We start from the raw sequence: 18,089 nt of genomic DNA on the forward strand, positions 1-18,089 counted from the left end.
AAAATGGACAATCAGCTGACAAATGAATTAAAAGAAAAGTATACTATCGTTTTTCACGATCTCAATCTACTTGAACAAGCTTTTACCCATTCATCCTATGTGAATGAGCATCGCAACCTTCAACTATCAGATAACGAACGATTAGAATTTTTAGGAGATGCCGTATTAGAATTAATGGTTTCAGAATATTTATATCGTTTATATCCAGATATCCCAGAAGGTAAACTAACAAAGACACGTGCGGCGATCGTTCGTGAAGATAGTTTATCCAAGTTTGCCAAAGAATGTGGATTTGATAAATATATCATGTTAGGTAAAGGAGAAGAAAATTCTGGGGGAAGAACCAGACCAGCTCTTCTTTGTGACTTATTTGAAGCCTTTCTAGGTGCTTTGTACCTTGATCAAGGGTTTGAAGCAGCCCATGCCTTTCTTCAAACAGTTGTCTTTCCAAAAGTCAAAGCAGGTGCTTTTTCACATGAGATGGATCATAAAACGAAGTTGCAAGAAGTGTTGCAAAAATCAGGTGATGTATTTATTGAATACCGATTAATAAAAGAGGAAGGTCCGGCACATGAACGGATTTTTTGGATCGAAGTCTATGTAGATGACAAGTTGATTGGGACTGGGCAAGGAAAATCGAAAAAACTAGCAGAACAAGCTGCTGCAGAAAATGCACTGGCAGCACTGTAAAAGTAAGTGAGGGAACGCTTCGTGTATTTAAAACGAATTGAAATAGCTGGATTTAAATCCTTTGCAGATAAAACAGTGATTGATTTTGAAAATAGTGTGACAGCCGTCGTTGGACCAAATGGGAGTGGCAAAAGTAATATCACTGAAGCAATCCGCTGGGTTTTAGGCGAGCAATCTGCTAAGAGCCTTCGAGGTGGGAAAATGCCCGATATTATTTTCGCTGGTTCAGACTCTCGTAAGCCTTTGAATGTGGCAGAAGTTACAGTACTTTTGGATAATACCGATCATTATTTACCATTGGATTATCAAGAAATCAGCGTGACTCGTCGCTATCGACGAACAGGCGAAAGTGATTTTTTTATCAATAAACAACCTTGTCGATTGAAAGACATCCAAGAACTGTTCTTAGATTCAGGTTTAGGAAAAGAATCGTTTTCGATCATTTCACAAGGGAAAGTAGAAGCAATTTTTAGTAGTAAGCCAGAAGACCGTCGGGGAATATTTGAAGAAGCAGCAGGTGTATTAAAATATAAACAACGCAAGAAAAAAGCGGAACAAAAGTTATTTGAAACAGAAGATAATCTTAGTCGAGTGCAAGACATTATTTACGAGTTGCAAGAGCAATTAACACCTCTAGCTGAGCAAAGTGAAATCGCTAAGAAATTTTTGCAGTTAAAAGAAGAATTAACCCAAACGGATATAGCGTTGATGATTACAGAGATCAACGTAGCGAAAAAAGAGTGGGAAGAAAAACAAACTCAGCTGACACAATTCAATCAAGAGCTGACAAAATTAGCGACACATATCCAATCGCAAGAAGCCGTGCTATCAGAAAAAAGAAAGCAAAACGCCAAAAAAGACCGTCAAATTGAAAAAGGTCAACAAAGTCTGTTGGCATTGTCTGAAAGATTAAAACAAGCAGAAGGGCAAAAAGATGTCTTAATAGAGCGGACAAAGCATACACAAAAGAGTACGCAAGAATATCAGGCTTCTTTGGCCGAGGCGCAAAAGAAAGTAGCGCATTTTGAGGAACTTCAGGAAAAATTGACAAAAGAAACAACTGAAAAAGAAACAGAAATCCAAGAAGCACAACAACAGTTGATGAAGACACAACAAGAATTGGAAAAATATCAAAAATCAACGAAGGAATTATTATCTGAATTACGAGATCAATATGTTGATTTGATGCAAGAACAAGCGAATGTCGGAAATGAATTGAAATATCTTGAACGTCAATATTTACAAGAAACGTCCAAAAGTAAACAAACATTAGCGAAGCAATCAGAAGTAGAAGCCTCTGTCTTGGCGTTATCCTCTCAAAAACAGGAACTATCTGAAAAACAAGCAAATCTTCAACAAGCTTTAGTTAAGAACCAACATGAGTTGGAAGAAGTTCAAACAAAAGGGAAAACAGTACAAACTAAATTAACCAATGAACAACCTAAAATGTACCAATTGATGAACCAAGTCCAACAATTAAAGGCACGCCAAAAAAGTTTACAAGAAATCCAAGAAAACTATTTTGGTTTCTACCAGGGCGTTCGGTTAGTTTTACAACATAAACAACAATTATCTGGTATCGTAGGTGCAGTCGCTGAGTTAATTGATGTACCTAGCTCTTTTACCCTTGCAATCGAAACAGCTCTAGGTGGAGCAGCGCAACACGTCATTGTTGAAAACGAACACGATGCACGTCAAGCAATCACTTATTTGAAAAAGCAAAGAGGGGGTAGAGCGACCTTTTTACCGTTAACAACGATTAAACCTAGACAGTTACCTGCGCACGTTCTTTCGCAAGCAGCAGCGGTAGATGGGTTTTTAGGTATCGCAAGTGAACAGGTGACATTCCCTGCAGAAATTCAAACCGTGGTCCACAATTTATTGGGAACGATCTTATTAGCGAAGGATCTAACTAGTGCCAATGCTATTGCTCAGACCATACGATACCAATACCGAGTAGTGTCTCTGGAAGGAGACGTGATGAATGCTGGTGGTTCCATGACGGGTGGAGCAAATAAACGGGGGAATCAAGGCAGTCTCTTCTCTCAAAATCAAGAATTGAAACAGCTGACAGCAGAATATGAACAAGCAGATCAGCAGTTGCAAAATCAAGAAAAAATTGTTCAAGAACTACAAACCAAAGTCGCTGACTTGAGCCAAAAACAAGAAAAGTTGCGTACGCAAAATGAACAATTGCGGTTTGAAGAGCAGGAAATAACGAATCAACTGCAAAATATCACGAATGACTTAGCACGCTTTGAAAAAGAAAAGCAACTCTCAAACTTTGAAACGAGAGAATTGCAACAATTCATCGAAACATATCAAAAACAACAAGCAGAGTTAACGGCAAGACAAAAGGAAATCGAACAACAACGACAACAAATCGATGAAGAGATCAAATCACTGAACCAAGAAAGTGATCAAATGGAAGAAAAACGATCACAAGTCCAAGCACGAAAAGCACAGGAACAAGCAGATTTAGCTGTCTTGAAAGAGCAATTCAATCATTTACAGATCCAATTACGTGGAGCACGTGTTCAAAAAAATGAAGCACTTGAACGTCAGACAAGTTTAGAGCAACAATTAGCAACATTGACTGCAGATTTTTCTGATCATGAAATCACTGAAGAAAGTTTAGCGAGCCAAATCACGGAACTTGCGCAACAGCGTGAAGAACTGCAAGCAGAACTAGTGGCAGTGAAGGAACAACGAGAACGTACGCAAAAAGAAATCGATCAGCTTGAAACAGTACTTGCTGAAAAAAACCAACAACAAAAGCAACAGCTAACAGAACAATCGAAACTGGAAGTGCAAAAAGACCGTGCAGAAATGTTGTTGGATCATCAGCTGAGCTATTTGCAAACGGAATACCAAATCAGCTTTGAAAAAGCTGTCACTGATTACCAGCCAACTTCCGATATTGTAAGTAGTCGCACGAAAGTAGCAGTCTTAAAAGAGCAGATCGCAGACCTTGGACCAGTGAATATCCGTTCGATTGAGCAATTTGAGCAAGTGAATGAACGACATACGTTTTTAGCCACACAACGTGATGATTTGTTATCTGCAAAGAACCAATTGTTTGAAACAATGGAAGAAATGGATGCTGAAGTACGGGCTCGCTTTAAAGAAGTCTTTGAAGCAATCAGGCAAGAGTTTAAAGTAGTCTTTCCTAATATGTTTGGTGGCGGTCGCGCAGAATTGGTATTGACTGACCCATCGGATCTATTAAAAACAGGGATCGAAATCGAAGTGCAACCACCGGGCAAGAAATTACAAAGTCTGAGCTTGCTTTCTGGCGGAGAAAGAGCATTAACTGCTATCGCCTTGCTGTTTTCAATCATCCGAGTTTGTCCTGTTCCATTTTGTATTTTAGACGAAGTAGAAGCTGCGTTAGATGAAGCAAATGTGAAAAGATTCGGACGTTATTTAAGTGATTTCCAAGATGACACTCAATTCATCGTGGTCACACACCGAAAAGGTACCATGGTAGCTGCCGATGTTTTATATGGAGTAACCATGCAAGAATCAGGTGTTTCAAAAATTGTGTCTGTCCGTATGGAAGATATCAATGAAGAAGGAAAAATGGAAACGAAGGTGTAAGGAAATAAATGATTAAATTAATTGCGATCGACTTAGACGGTACATTATTGAATGAAGAAAAACAAATTTCAGATGAGAATAAGCAAGCTTTAGCGAAAGCAAAAGAAAAAGGTGTTAAGATCGTTTTATGTACTGGTCGTCCCTTAGCAGCAATGGCTCATTATTTGCAAGAGTTAGGATTAGTGGACGAAGGGGATTATAGCATCACCTTCAATGGTGGTCTTGTTCAAAAAAATGATACAGGAGAAATCATTGAGAAAAAAGTGATGGAAGTTGCTGATATCCATCGTTTATATGATCTTGCGCAAAAATTGGCATTGCCCTTAGATGTATTATCAGATCATGTGGTTTTACAATTACCGACTGCACCAGGGAAGAAATCTTTATACAACACATTAAATAAATTATTGCAGTTTCAACCGGCAAATTTAGCAGATCTGACAGACGAGTTTGTGTTGAATAAAGCAGTTATTGCCTATCCGCAAGCGGAATTAGATCCTAAGATCAAAGAAATACCAGCCGAATTTCATGAACGTTATGAAATCATCAAGACCCGCAGTATGCTTTTAGAATTTATGCCAAAAGGTGTGACAAAAGCTTATGGTATTTCTTTACTAGCAAAAGATTTAGGTTTAGAACCAGCTGAGATCATGGCAATTGGGGATGAAGAAAACGATTTGCCGATGATTGAATACGCTGGAATGGGTGTTGCCATGGCAAATGCCGTCCCATTTGTTAAAGAAGCAGCGAATTATGTTACGTCAAGTAACTTAGAACATGGTGTAGCCAAAGTTATCGAAAAATTTGTTTTAGATTAGGGGGGATCGTATGGGCTTTTTTGATAAAATCAAGCGTGCTTTTACTGGTGAACAACAAGAACCAGAAGAAGTCGAAGTACAAGAGAAATATGATAAAGGGTTAGAAAAAACCAGAAAAACATTTGGCGAACGAATGAATGAATTGTTTGCTAATTTTCGGACAGTAGACGAAGACTTTTTTGAAGAATTAGAAGAAACACTGATTGGTGCGGATGTTGGGTTTGATACGGCTATTCAGATTTCTGAAGCGTTGCGTCAAGAAGTAAAACTGAGAAACGCAAAGAAACCAGCTGAGATCCAAAATGCAATCATTGAAAAATTAGTGGATTTATATGAACAAGAAGGAATCAACGAAGTTAATGAATTAAATCTACAAGAAGAAGGATTAACAGTTATTTTGTTTGTCGGGGTAAACGGTGTTGGAAAGACAACCAGTATCGGAAAACTAGCCCACCAATACAAAAATGAAGGAAAAAAAGTGCTGCTGGCAGCAGCCGATACTTTCCGAGCAGGTGCGATTGACCAATTAGTGGTTTGGGGCGAACGTGCTGGTGTCGAAGTGGTTCGGGGAAATGCTGGTGGCGACCCAGCAGCAGTTGTGTATGATGCGATGGAACGTGCTAAAAGTGAACAGGCAGATGTGTTGTTAGTAGATACAGCTGGACGTTTACAAAACAAAGTCAACTTGATGAATGAGTTGGAAAAAATCAAACGTGTCATTCAACGAGAATTACCAGATGCACCTCACGAAACATTACTTGTACTAGATGCGACTACTGGTCAAAATGCAATGGTACAAGCAAAACAATTTAAAGAAACAACTGATGTCACTGGGCTCGTTTTAACCAAACTAGATGGTACAGCCAAAGGTGGGATCGTGTTAGCCATCCGTAATGAACTTCACTTACCAGTGAAATTGGTAGGGCTTGGCGAAGGAATCGATGATCTTGAACCATTTGAACCTAATGATTTTGTTATTGGTTTATTTAAAGGATTGTTGAAAGAAGAGTAAGCAATTATTCTTTTTATCAGCAAGAAGAGCATTTAGCTAAAAAATTGAATCTTTTTAGCTAGATGCTTTTTCTTATAGAAAGGTAACGGTAATTCTACATATAATGATGGTATTAGTAAGGTATGGGAGTGAACCAACCCAACCGACGAAGTAAGCGTACATAAAATTGGACAGGCTTTTTTTATATTTTGAAACAATTTCATTCTTTTTCTGGCTATTTTTTACTATAATTAGAGGCATACGAACTGGAGGATAATCAACATGAATTTTAAACAATTACTAAAACATCCTAGTTCACGTCCATTTATCGATCAAGCACGTTTTGGTGTGGAACGAGAAGGACAGCGAGTGAACCTTACAGGAGATCTAACACGTACTGATCATCCAAGTGTTTTTGGCGATCGTACGTTTCATCCATATATACAGACAGACTTTAGTGAAACACAAATTGAATTAATTACACCAGTCACCGATTCGATCCATGAGCTTTTCCAATATATGTCAGCCATTTATGATGTTGCTGCTCGCTCAATTCCTGAAAATGAAATGATCTGGCCTTTAAGTATGCCACCAGCATTGCCAACAAAAGATGAAGACATCATGATTGCAAAATTAGCAAATTTTGAAGATGTGTTATATCGCCGCTATTTAGCTAAAGAATATGGGAAAAGAAAGCAAATGGTTAGTGGTATCCATTTTAATTTTGAATTTGGAGATGATTTGCTTCGATCGTTGTTTGTGCAACAAACAGAGTTTTCGGAGTTTGCTGCTTTTAAAACAGAGCTATATTTGAAAACTGCGCGCAATTTTCTGCGCTATCGGTGGTTGATTACCTATTTTTATGGGGCATCACCATTAAGTGAAGCAAACTATTTCATTGATAAACCAGCTCCTAATGAGCCAGTTCGAAGTATTCGGAATAGTTCGTATGGTTATACGAATCATCCAAATGTCAAAGTTTCGTATGCTTCAATGGAGCAATATTTGTTCGACATTGAAAAGATGGTTGAAGAAGGAAAACTATCAGAAGAAAAAGAATTTTATACGCCACTTCGTTTTCGTGGTGGTAAACGGGTAGCAGATTTAGCTAAAACGGGTGTGCGTTATATCGAATTAAGAAATATCGATTTAAATCCCAATGCACGTTTAGGAATTGATCAAGAACAAGTTCGTTTCTTACAGTTATTTTTAACTTATATGTTATGGACGGAAGAAAAAGAAGCAGCTGATCAATGGGTAGAAGAAGGAACTAGAAAAAATGAAATCGTCTCTCTTGAACATCCTCTAAATCAAACCGAGTTTATCGAGGAAGGCCGTTATCTTTTAACTGATATGAAGAAAATGGCGCTCGAACTTGAGCAACTAGAGGCACTACCACTGATTGAAAAAATGTTAGAAGAACTGGAACGTCCAAGTGAAACACTAGCAGGAACAATCTATCAAGCAGCAAAAGAAAGTAGTCAACATCAGTTTGCTACCTCTTTGGGTCTTTCTTACTATCAAAAAGCGCATGAACGTCCGTATCAACTCGCAGGATTTAGAGAGATGGAGTTGTCTACGCAAATCTTGTTATTTGATGCGATCCAAAAAGGTATTGAAGTGAAAGTGATTGACGAATCTGATCAATTTTTGCGGTTACAGCATCACGATCATATTGAGTACGTGAAAAATGCAAATATGACAAGTAAAGATAGCTATATCGTTCCCTTGATCATGGAAAATAAAACGGTCACTAAAAAAGTCTTGAGAGAAGCCGGCTATCGTGTGCCAAACGGAGCCGAGTTTACGACAATGGAGGAAGCAGTCAAAGCCTATCCAAGATTCGCAAACAAAGCATTTGTCATTAAACCTAAATCAACGAACTATGGACTAGGCATCACGATTTTTAAATATGGTGCTGATTTAGAGGACTATCAAGCAGGACTTGCGATTGCCTTTAGCGAAGATCGTTCGATTTTAGTAGAAGAATTTATGCCAGGCACGGAATATCGCTTCTTTGTGATTGATGGTAGAGTCAAAGCAATCATGCTTCGTAAACCTGCTAATGTCGTTGGAGATGGACAACGTACAGTTGCTGAATTGGTCGCTGAAAAGAATCTTGATCCTTTAAGAGGCACAAATCATCGAGCACCTTTAGAGCTAATTCAATTAGGAGAATTAGAGCAACTGATGTTAAAAGAACAAGGGCTTACCGTTTCTTCTGTTCCCCAGAAAGATCAGGTTGTTTATCTACGAGAAAATTCTAATATTAGTACAGGTGGCGATTCGATTGATGTCACAGACGAATTTTCTGAAAGTTATAAGCAGATAGCTGTTTCTGCAGTTGAAGCTTTAGGCGCAAAAATTAGTGGAATCGATTTGATTATTCCGGACAAAGAGGTAGCACCGGAAAACAGCGCTACTGCTTATGGGATTATCGAAGCTAACTTTAATCCAGCGATGCATATGCACGTGTACCCATTTGCAGGTAAAGGGAGAAGATTGACTTTAGATGTATTGAATTTATTGTATCCTGAACTTAATATCCTGACTCAAAATTAATCACATTATGGCAAAACTCACTAGCTAAAAAATAACCTATAGAATCCAGAAAATAAGGGTGTTATTTTCGGATTTTATGGGTTTTTTTTTATGCATCGGGTTGCTAAGTACACGATTTATTTTTAAAAGTCATATGTAAAAAGTTAGTGTCATCTGTTTTTCTTAGTGATTTGTTTTTTAATTTTTTTAAGAATAAGTGTGAAATCAAAAAAAAACAAAAAAACTGAATCTAGTTTAATGATACGCTTTTTTTGTTCAATCAGGACAGTATAAAAATACCCAATGTGTGAAAAAAGAAAGTGAGTGAAATAAATGAAAAAAAGTACTTTTTTAATCAGCACTGGCTTGTTGGCTTCTTTTTTATTAATTAATAATCCAAGGGTATACGCAGCAAGCACAACTACGACTCCGAGTCCAGCAACAGCTGAAACACCGATCAGTGCGCCACTTGAATTACCAACGAATGGTGGGAGTAATCCAACGCCACCAAGTTATACGAAAGATCCTGCCAGCTCATCTGATCCAGGGAATAAATCAAATAATCCTACGGTTGCTTTTGGGATTGCTTATGAACCAGGTACTTTTACAATCCCGTCAACAAAATTATTGGAAACTGGCTCTCAGACGATCCCTGTGACCATGCCACAAAATTCTGGCACATTTGATGTCGGGGTCAAAGACAAAACTCGGGAAACTATGGGATGGTCTTTAAAAGCACAAGTTGTTTGGGATAATGGAGAAAAAGGAATGTCGATTCAAACTGCCCATACTGGAACTAATGCGAAGGTCAATACTGGAAATGGTCAGTTAGTGGACGCTCCAGCTGGTTCAGTTACTGCTGTGCCAAATGTTGAGATTACATCAGATGCTCAAGTTTTATTGATGTCAGGAACACAGGGATTTGTGCATAATGACACCTATGATTATGGATTAGGACAAGTGTCTCTTAAAATAGCAAATACAAAAACTACGCCAGCAGGGACACATACAGGACATGTCGAATGGAATCTATCGGTTGCTCCATAATTACCTTAAGAAGGGAAAGGACTTACTCTTTTCCTTTTTTTGATTATTGGCAGACCAAGCTTTTGATCAAAGAGCTGCTGATAATCAAAAAAAGGAAGGAAGAACGGTATTGTTAAAAAAAGTGCAATCAATCATCTTATTTCTTATGTTTATGTTTATTGGTACGTTGGATGTTCAAGCAGAAGAAATAATGGGAGGCTATACGATCGAACGTATTCCCAATATACATCAAATTGATACTAATTTAGGCTATTTTTATCTATGTGAGCAACCAGGTACACAAGATCAATTGGGTGTTAAATTGATCAATAGTTCAAATCAGGAGAAACTATTAACGATTAAAGTTACAAACGCAAATACCAATGTGAATGGTTTGTTAGATTATACAGGTACGATAAAAGACAACAAAGATTTGAAATTACCATTGACTTCGATCGTCAAAGCGACACAGTCAGAAGTCAAAGTACCAGCAAAGAGTGAAGTAAAGACCTCTCTTACGGTTACATTACCCAAAGAAAAATTTCCCGGTGTGGTCGTCGGAGGAATCGTGGTTTCTGAGAAAGCTGAAAAAACACCAAAAGACCAGAAAAAAGAAGTATCAATCGAAAATACGTATAACTACACATTAGGAGTAGTTTTAACCAACAATGCAAAAACCAAAATGAATCAACCTATTTCTGTTACTTTAGAAAAAGTCGCTCCGATTTTATCAAATGGAAGAAAAATCATTCAAGCAGATATTTTAAATCCTAACCCTTATATATTTGATCAAGCAACTGTTGCAGGTAAAATTCTTGAAAAAAATACAGATAAAGTCATCAAAGAGCAACAAAAAACAAATGTAAATATTGCACCTTATTCAGTCTATCCTTTTCAATTTGATTGGAAAAAGGATGAACTAAAAGCAGGGACATATGTTTTTACTGGTTCAGTTAAGGCAGGTGGCAAGGAATGGTTATTTAGCAAAGAATTTACGATCAATCCAACAACGGCTAATGATATCAATGAACAGTCGCTTTATCACGTTGTTGTTCCTCAATGGCTCCAAATTAGTTGGATCATTCTCTTTTTAGTCAATGTAGCTGGCATCAGTTATCTCATTATAAGATATAAGAAAAATTAATGAGTACTCATTCTATTTTTCGTTTATATCCATTTTTAGAAAAAATAGGAGTATGAATGATTTACTTTATGAACAGAAATAACATACTTTCAAAGGAGGAATCAAATAAGTATAAGTCTTATATTTATTTGATTGGAAGGAGTGAACAATTATGTATACGATACCGATTTTTATTATTTCAACGGGTATTCTCTTCATGGGCTTAGCCATTTACCTATTTTTAATGAATTATAAAAGAGTGATTATAGGAGAAGAAAATAAAACGATTCTTTATCTTAATACACTAATTCTTATTACTTCAATTTGTTTCATCTTATTAGGTATTGGTTACTTTTTCGTTGTGGCGAAACAATTATAAGTGAAGAGGAGCTGACTGATTTGAGAAAAATAAAATATGTTTCGATCATGATGATTTTGTTAGGAAATATGGTTTATTATGGACAATCAGGCTTTGCAGATAGCCAAACAGAGCAAACAGCGACTGCCGTTGAAAACAACGACTTGAAGCAAGTAGTAGAATCGCCAACGGGAGGAATTCATCAGGGAGTCTATCAACACATCAACTATCTATTGAATGATTCAGAACTAACGCTGTCAGGATTGTCAGACAATACCCAAGTCCCAGCCATCGTGATTAATTCTTCATTTTTAGATGCTATTCAACCAAATATAAAAAAACTAATCTTATCTCCACAATTTTTGAGAGATATCAACAAAAATGAAGTGCATTCTTTGACGGTATCTGCTGATCTTCCTTTCGCCCCTTGTATTGCTAGTGATCAGGGAAATAGTGTCAACTTGTCACAAGTATTTTTTAGAAATCAAACACTTAGAAATGTTGATTTTGGGCAGACTGATTTTAGTCAAGTGACTAATACAAGTGAAATGTTTAAAAACTGTGCGCAATTACAATCTGTAAAGATCAACAAACTTGATGCGACTAATCTATCAGGTATGTTTATGAATTGTCCGAATTTAACACAAGTGACAATCTTAGAAAATGAAATGCCAGAAGATTTGAGTGATATGTTTAATGATTGTCCACAGTTAACAAAAATTGAGGGAATCAACAATTGGAAGACAACCATGATTAAAAGTGTCAAAGGATTCGTCACTAATTGTCACGCATTAAAAAATTTAGATTTAAGTCATTGGCCAGTTTCATTGCAGAATCAATTGCAAGAACAACTAGCAAACAGTGTCATTTTAAAAGACCTAATGAATGAACATTCTATTGAGGGAAGTTATGTAGCGACATCGCCTGTAGATCAAATAACTTCCTCTGTTACAGCAGCAACCGGTACTGTATCGGAATGGCAATATCAGTTGACGCCACAAAAGGATCGTTATCTTTTAACGAAATACATTGGAAAGAGCCAAGAAATCGTTGTGCCTACAGTAATCAATGGAAAGCCGACTATTTTGAACAATATCAACACTGCAGTTTTCCCTAATTATAAATCGATTACCAGTTTTAAAATTGCTTCGGGGAATAAAGTACCAATTCAAACGACAGATTTAAGACATGCTTTTCAATTTTGGTCGAATTTAAAGGAAGTAGATTTGACGGGATTGGATGTTAGTACAGTGACAAACACAGGAGCGATGTTTGCTAATGATCCCCTTTTAACTAAAGCAAATCTGAGTGGTTGGGATACTTCCCATATTATAGATATGAATTATATGTTCAATGCAGATCGAAAATTACAAGAATTAGAACTAGCAAATTGGGATGTTCGTCAAGTAGTAAATATGGATCATATGTTTTCTTATTTATCTAGTGTAAAAAAATTAGATTTGAGCTCTTTTCAAACCGAAAAAGTAAAGATTATGAACAGCATGTTTCTTGGCATGAATGAGTTAAACTTATTAGATTTAAGACAATTTGATCTGACGAATGTCACTGATACTACTAATATCTTTACTACAGACAACAAGACTCCACTATTAGTTATTGCCAAAGATAATAAACTATTGAATTATAATTATCTTTCAAATAATCGGATAATCGCTGGTCCTACTTTTGATGCCAACGGGGGAACGTTTGAAGATAATAGTATAACAAAACACTATTTCCAATCTGTTGCGGTTTCTCCTACCGATCCTAAACTACAAATGGCAACACTTGATCAATTCAAAGCTACTCTAGTCGCTGAGAAACCAAATAGCATTTTTATCGGCTGGAACATAAAAGAAGGGGGCAGTGGAAATCAGGTGACAGACTTACTCAATACGACTTATCAAGCCATCTGGTCACCATTACCAGAAATGCCATCTCCTTCAGACAATATGAGACCGGGAACAACAAGTTCATTTGGACTTTCTTATATCCCTAAGAAATTTAGCTTTCTTGAAACACCATTAAAAGAATCAGGAGAGCAATATATTCCATTTATTAAACAAACTTCTTTTGATGTCGGTGTATGTGATGAGAGTCAAACTAATAATAGTTGGTCACTACAAGCGCAACTTGTTTGGGATAGCGCTCAGGAGATTCCAACAAGCTCGATCGTCCTAACTAACCAAGGTATCGTGAAGAAAAATATCAATGATGGAAATGCGCCATTTAATCCTAGTACGGACTTGGTTGATTGTGGTAGTGAAGTCCAAGGTACTATTTCACCAGAAATAAAAACGGATAGCCCAACCGTTATAATGAAAGCTACTCAAGCAATTCATACCTCTGTCTATAATTATGATTTAGGAAATGTCTCGCTCAAAATCACTGATGCAAAGGTAGCACAACCCGGAAATTATACGGGGCACGTTGAATGGAATTTAGTTAATGCCCCTTAAAATTGATTGAATAGTTATGAAGATCAAAAGAAATTAGCTATGGGATAACATAGGTGAAAGATTTTTTACTGAATGAGGTATGTTGTAGATTGAAAATAGTGTTCAACGCCAAAAAAAGAGAAGATACTTAAATTGCTTGTCAATTTTAGTATCTTCTCTTTTTTAGAGATTGTTTTGAGTATCATGCCTTTTATGGGGAATATGACAGTCAGCATAAGCTTAAAATAGTCGTTCCCAAAAGCTTTTTTTCTTCGGCTGTTCTTTTGGAGAAAGAGACTCTTGTTTGGGATATTTCTTTTCTACATCAATGACTGGCTCGTTGACCGCTTCTTTAGCAGCGACTAATAAACCAAAGCTATTGGGATCATCAGATACATAATCATTAACGATCGTAAAGCGTACATTTTGTTTGGTAGCAAGTTGGATATATTGATTCTGGATCGTTAAAGGTAGCGAGCCATTCAGAAGAACCGTAACATCGGGTTGTTTTTCGATTTCTTTGAGAAAGTTTTCTTTGTTTATAGGATCTTTCATCTCAGCTACAGTCATACTTAAATAGCAACGTTCACGGAATGTCCCCATATATTTATGTTGTTCCTCCGGATTAACTAATGGTGTACCATACATCCCCTTATCTAAGTGGCTTTGTACATCATCTTTTGACATCAAAATATCCTCCTTTTCATTGTATAGCTAATAAAAGTATAACATACAAACAATTGAAGTTTGAAAGGAAAAAAAACGGTTGCTTTTGTTCATCTGTTCACTTAGAATAAGAATGAGAATCATTATCAATTACAGGAGGGGTTTGATGCGCTACGGTTGGCTCATAGGATTGTTAGGTTTACTGACTATCAGCTCATTATTTATTGGTGTCTCAACGATTCAAGTAATTGATTTGCTTCAATTCAAAGGACAAAGCACGCAATTGTTTCTTGCCACTCGTCTGCCACGAACGGTTTGCCTGATCCTTGCAGGAGCAACTAGCAGTATTTGTGGCTTGATCATGCAACATTTGACGCAAAATAAATTTGTTTCGCCTACCACAGCTGGAACGATGGATAGTGCAAGATTGGGTATTTTAGTGGTGATGCTTTTTTTACCAAATGCACCGTTGCTTTTACGTTCATTTACCGCTTTTTTGTTTGCTTTTGGTGGGACACTTTTATTTCTTTTTTTGGCACAAACGTTACCTCAAAAGAATCAACTGATGTTACCATTGATCGGTGTCATGTTAGGTAATATCATCGGCTCCATTGCCACTTTTTTTGCTTATCAATTTCAATTGATCCAAAATATGTCTTCTTGGTTACAGGGGAATTTTGCCACGATTATACGTGGAAATTATGAATTGCTTTATGTAACCGTTCCATTATTAATCGTTATTTCTTTCTTTGCTTATCGATTTACGATTGTTGGATTGGGGGAGTCATTTGCGGTCAATTTAGGGATTGACTATAAAAAAATGCAGTTACTAGGGATCGGTCTCGTTTCTTTGGCTAGTGCGATTGTTTTGATCATGGTGGGAAGTATTCCATTTTTAGGGGTAATCATTCCAAATATCACAGCCCGTTTATATGGAGATCAAGTACATAAAACAATTGGTATTACTGCATTGTTGGGAAGTGTTTTCTTACTTTTTTGTGATATCGTTGCTCGCTTGGTGATCTACCCTTACGAAATCCCAGTAAGTGTGATCGTGGGGATCTTCGGGGCAATTATTTTTCTCTATTTGTTGGTTAGGAGGAAAAAATATGCTTAAAAAAAGGGGCGTATTCATTGGACTGTTGCTTCTTGTCCTCTTAGTGATTATGAGCTATTTAACGATCAACACTTATGGAAATTGGCAATTTGCTTGGGCCTTACGGAGTAAAAAAATCGTTGCTTTTTTACTGGTTGCGTTAGCCACCAGTAGTGCCACGATCAGTTTTCAGACAATTACCCAAAATCAGTTTCTGACACCCTCAGTATTAGGACTAGATTCTCTCTATGTCTTAGTTCAAACGGTCCTTTTCTTTGTCGTTGGGGGTGTGACCATGCTTCAGCAAACAGGGACTGGCTTTTTTTTGACAAATATTGCGTTAATGGTTGGCTTGAGTCAATTACTCTTTTTCTTTTTACTAAAGAAAGGACAAACGAACTTGTTTTTGCTTTTGATGACTGGTGTCATCTTAGGGACTTTGTTCAGTAGTGTTAGTACATTTCTACAAGTGGTGATGGACCCAAACGAATATGATTTATTACAAGGAAAATTATTTGCTAGTTTTGGGAACATCCCTAGTCATTATCTAGTACCAGCAACTATATTGATTAGTGGTACATGGCTCTTTTTGTTTTATAAAAGTCGTTATTTAGATGTTTTTCATCTAGGGCAAGAGCAGGCAATCAATTTAGGAATCGATACAGAGCGATTTCAATTTTTAATCCTGTGCGGTGTCAGTCTTTTAACAGGGACAGCAACGGCATTAGTAGGACCATTAACTTTTTTAGGTTTTATTGTAGCGAATGTTAGTTATCGATTATTTGCGACTTATCGGCATCGAGAGTTGTTTTTAGGTAGTTTTTTGGTTGCGTTACTGTTTTTGGTGGGGGGACAACTGCTGGTTGAACAAATTTTTAAATGGAATACCACTGTCAGTGTCATCGTAGAATTTTCAGGAGGACTGTACTTTATGATCAAACTGATTCGAGAAAGGAAGACAATTGGATGATCGATTTAAAAAAGGTCAATAAAAGTTACCATGACAAACGGGTAGTCAAAGACGTCGATGTATCAATCCATGAACAAAGATTAACGGCTTTTATTGGTCCCAATGGTGCTGGTAAATCAACGGTTTTATCCATGATTAGTCGTTTGATTGCGAAAGACACTGGGGAAATCTATCTTGATCATAACGAAGTGAAAGCCTGGCGATCAAAAGAATTAGCTCAAAAATTAGCCATTTTACGCCAATCAAATGGCATTAGTATGCAAATCACAGTGGAAGAACTGGTAGAATTTGGGCGCTTTCCTTATACGAAAGGCAAGCTAACTACAAAGGATCAACAAATTGTGGCGGAAGCTTTGCAACACTTAGGTTTAACCTCCTTAAAAAAACAGATGATCCATACGCTTTCGGGTGGGCAACTACAACGAGCCTATATAGCGATGGTGTTAGCCCAAGATACTGATTATATCTTACTTGATGAACCGTTAAATAATTTGGATATGAATTTTGCTGTTCAGATCATGCAAATTTTACAACACTTAGTTCGAGATTTAGGGAAAACGATCATTATTGTGCTTCATGATATCAATTTTGCAGCAAGCTATGCGGATGAGATCATTGCCATGAAAAATGGGGAACTGTTTATTCAAGGAGCCACCAATGAAATTATCCAAAAGAACATCTTAGATGAATTATATGAAATGGACATTCGAGTTTGCGAGATTGAAGGACGCAGATTCTGTCTTTATTTTTAAAATAGCAGAAGGAGAATCGGAATGAAAAAATTAGTTGTCAGTTTTTTATTAGTAGCAACAGTAGCGTTAGCAGCATGTGGTAGCAATGCGGGAAGTACTACGACAAATACGAAAACCAGTGGCGGAGAAGTTCAATCTTCTTTGACCGTAAAAGACAGTAATGGTGAGAAAATTGAAGTTAAAAAAAATCCTCAAAAAGTCGTCGTCTTTGATAATGGTTCTTTAGATACTTTGGATGCATTAGGAGTGGGGGATAAAGTCGTTGGTGCGGCCTCTAAGAATTTACCAGACTATTTGGCAAAATATAAAGAAGTGGATTCCGCAGGCGGACTTAAAGAACCTGATTTAGAAAAAATCAACCAAATGCAACCTGATTTGATCATTATCTCAGGGAGACAAAGCGATTATCAAGAGGAATTAAACAAAATTGCGCCTACTTTATATTTAGCTGTTGATTCAAGCAAGCCATGGGAATCGATACAACAAAATGTTCAAACCTTAGGAAAGATTTTTGATCGAGAAGATCAAGCCGAGGCAGGACTTACCGATTTAACTAAAAAAATCAATGAGATAAAAGAAAAAACAAGTAATCTTGATCAAACTGCGTTAGTGACGTTAGTCAATGAAGGACAATTATCCGCCTATGGTTCAGGATCACGCTTCGGACTTGTTCATGATGTCTTTGGTTTTAAACAAGCAGATGAACATATTGAAGCTTCTACTCATGGACAAAGCGTCTCTTATGAATATGTATTAGACAAAAATCCTGGTATTCTTTTTGTGGTAGATCGTACGAAAGCGATCGGTGGCGATGACAGTAAGGATAATGTCGCTGCGAATGAGTTGATTGCACAAACGGATGCAGGTAAACATCATAAAGTGATTTCGCTACAGCCAGACGTTTGGTATCTAAGTGGTGGAGGCTTAGAATCCATGAAATTAATGATTGAAGATGTTGCTCAAGCCTTGAAATAAAGTAAAAACGAGATGGGACGATTGTTATCGGTCTCATTTTCTTTA

At 37.1% G+C, this 18,089-nt stretch carries 14 protein-coding genes; 13 read left to right on the forward strand and 1 reads right to left on the reverse strand.

Going from position 1 to position 18,089, the window contains the following annotated elements:
- Window positions 1–3 precede the first annotated feature (3 nt).
- The 9 genes from rnc to AB3I12_RS02770 all read left to right on the forward strand — a co-directional run bounded on the left by rnc (window position 4) and on the right by AB3I12_RS02770 (window position 13,606).
- Window positions 4–690, forward strand: coding sequence for a ribonuclease III (gene rnc, locus AB3I12_RS02730; RefSeq protein WP_010720414.1), 687 nt, complete (start codon window positions 4–6; stop codon window positions 688–690).
- Between the two features lie 21 nt (window positions 691–711).
- Window positions 712–4,290: a chromosome segregation protein SMC gene (gene smc / locus AB3I12_RS02735; RefSeq protein ID WP_053766548.1), complete on the forward strand. Its 3,579-nt coding sequence runs from the start codon at window positions 712–714 to the stop codon at window positions 4,288–4,290.
- A gap of 8 nt (window positions 4,291–4,298) precedes the next feature.
- Window positions 4,299–5,108 (forward strand): Cof-type HAD-IIB family hydrolase, encoded by an 810-nt coding sequence (locus AB3I12_RS02740; RefSeq protein ID WP_063626406.1) that lies wholly within the window; start codon window positions 4,299–4,301, stop codon window positions 5,106–5,108.
- 10 nt (window positions 5,109–5,118) lie between these two features.
- Window positions 5,119–6,120: a signal recognition particle-docking protein FtsY gene (ftsY, locus tag AB3I12_RS02745; RefSeq protein WP_010720411.1), complete on the forward strand. Its 1,002-nt coding sequence runs from the start codon at window positions 5,119–5,121 to the stop codon at window positions 6,118–6,120.
- Window positions 6,121–6,381: 261 nt separating this feature from the next.
- The gene (gene gshAB / locus AB3I12_RS02750) at window positions 6,382–8,661 is read left to right on the forward strand and encodes a bifunctional glutamate--cysteine ligase GshA/glutathione synthetase GshB (protein ID WP_063626407.1); all 2,280 of its coding nucleotides are present in this window, start codon (window positions 6,382–6,384) and stop codon (window positions 8,659–8,661) included.
- Window positions 8,662–8,973: 312 nt separating this feature from the next.
- Complete coding sequence (locus AB3I12_RS02755) at window positions 8,974–9,687, forward strand: hypothetical protein (protein WP_063626408.1); 714 nt, start codon at window positions 8,974–8,976, stop codon at window positions 9,685–9,687.
- 109 nt (window positions 9,688–9,796) lie between these two features.
- A complete protein-coding gene (locus tag AB3I12_RS02760) occupies window positions 9,797–10,810 on the forward strand; it encodes a DUF3324 domain-containing protein (RefSeq protein ID WP_063627681.1) in 1,014 nt (337 codons plus the stop codon).
- Window positions 10,811–10,961: 151 nt separating this feature from the next.
- Complete coding sequence (locus tag AB3I12_RS02765; RefSeq protein ID WP_034698647.1) at window positions 10,962–11,168, forward strand: hypothetical protein; 207 nt, start codon at window positions 10,962–10,964, stop codon at window positions 11,166–11,168.
- A 20-nt stretch (window positions 11,169–11,188) separates the two neighbouring features.
- Window positions 11,189–13,606 carry a BspA family leucine-rich repeat surface protein gene (locus AB3I12_RS02770; protein ID WP_063626409.1) on the forward strand — a complete coding sequence of 806 codons (2,418 nt, stop codon included), beginning with the start codon at window positions 11,189–11,191 and terminating at the stop codon, window positions 13,604–13,606.
- A 219-nt stretch (window positions 13,607–13,825) separates the two neighbouring features.
- Here the strand turns inward: AB3I12_RS02770 and AB3I12_RS02775 are convergent, their stop codons facing one another.
- A complete protein-coding gene (locus AB3I12_RS02775) occupies window positions 13,826–14,272 on the reverse strand; it encodes a YueI family protein (protein ID WP_010720405.1) in 447 nt (148 codons plus the stop codon).
- A gap of 145 nt (window positions 14,273–14,417) precedes the next feature.
- Between AB3I12_RS02775 and AB3I12_RS02780 the strand changes: the two genes are divergently transcribed.
- The 4 genes from AB3I12_RS02780 to AB3I12_RS02795 are packed head-to-tail and all read left to right on the forward strand — an operon-like array spanning window position 14,418 to window position 18,044.
- Window positions 14,418–15,368 (forward strand): ABC transporter permease, encoded by a 951-nt coding sequence (locus AB3I12_RS02780; protein ID WP_010736816.1) that lies wholly within the window; start codon window positions 14,418–14,420, stop codon window positions 15,366–15,368.
- Entirely contained in the window at window positions 15,361–16,317 is a 957-nt protein-coding gene (locus AB3I12_RS02785; RefSeq protein ID WP_063626410.1) for an iron chelate uptake ABC transporter family permease subunit, read from the forward strand. Before AB3I12_RS02780 ends, AB3I12_RS02785 begins: the two co-directional genes overlap by 8 nt.
- Complete coding sequence (locus AB3I12_RS02790) at window positions 16,314–17,069, forward strand: ABC transporter ATP-binding protein (RefSeq protein ID WP_063626411.1); 756 nt, start codon at window positions 16,314–16,316, stop codon at window positions 17,067–17,069. Before AB3I12_RS02785 ends, AB3I12_RS02790 begins: the two co-directional genes overlap by 4 nt.
- A gap of 21 nt (window positions 17,070–17,090) precedes the next feature.
- Window positions 17,091–18,044: a siderophore ABC transporter substrate-binding protein gene (locus tag AB3I12_RS02795; RefSeq protein WP_063626412.1), complete on the forward strand. Its 954-nt coding sequence runs from the start codon at window positions 17,091–17,093 to the stop codon at window positions 18,042–18,044.
- Window positions 18,045–18,089 lie beyond the last annotated feature (45 nt).

Origin of the sequence: Enterococcus sp. C65 (assembly GCF_040887165.1) — a bacterium.
GTDB classification, from domain to species: domain Bacteria; phylum Bacillota; class Bacilli; order Lactobacillales; family Enterococcaceae; genus Enterococcus_B; species Enterococcus_B hirae.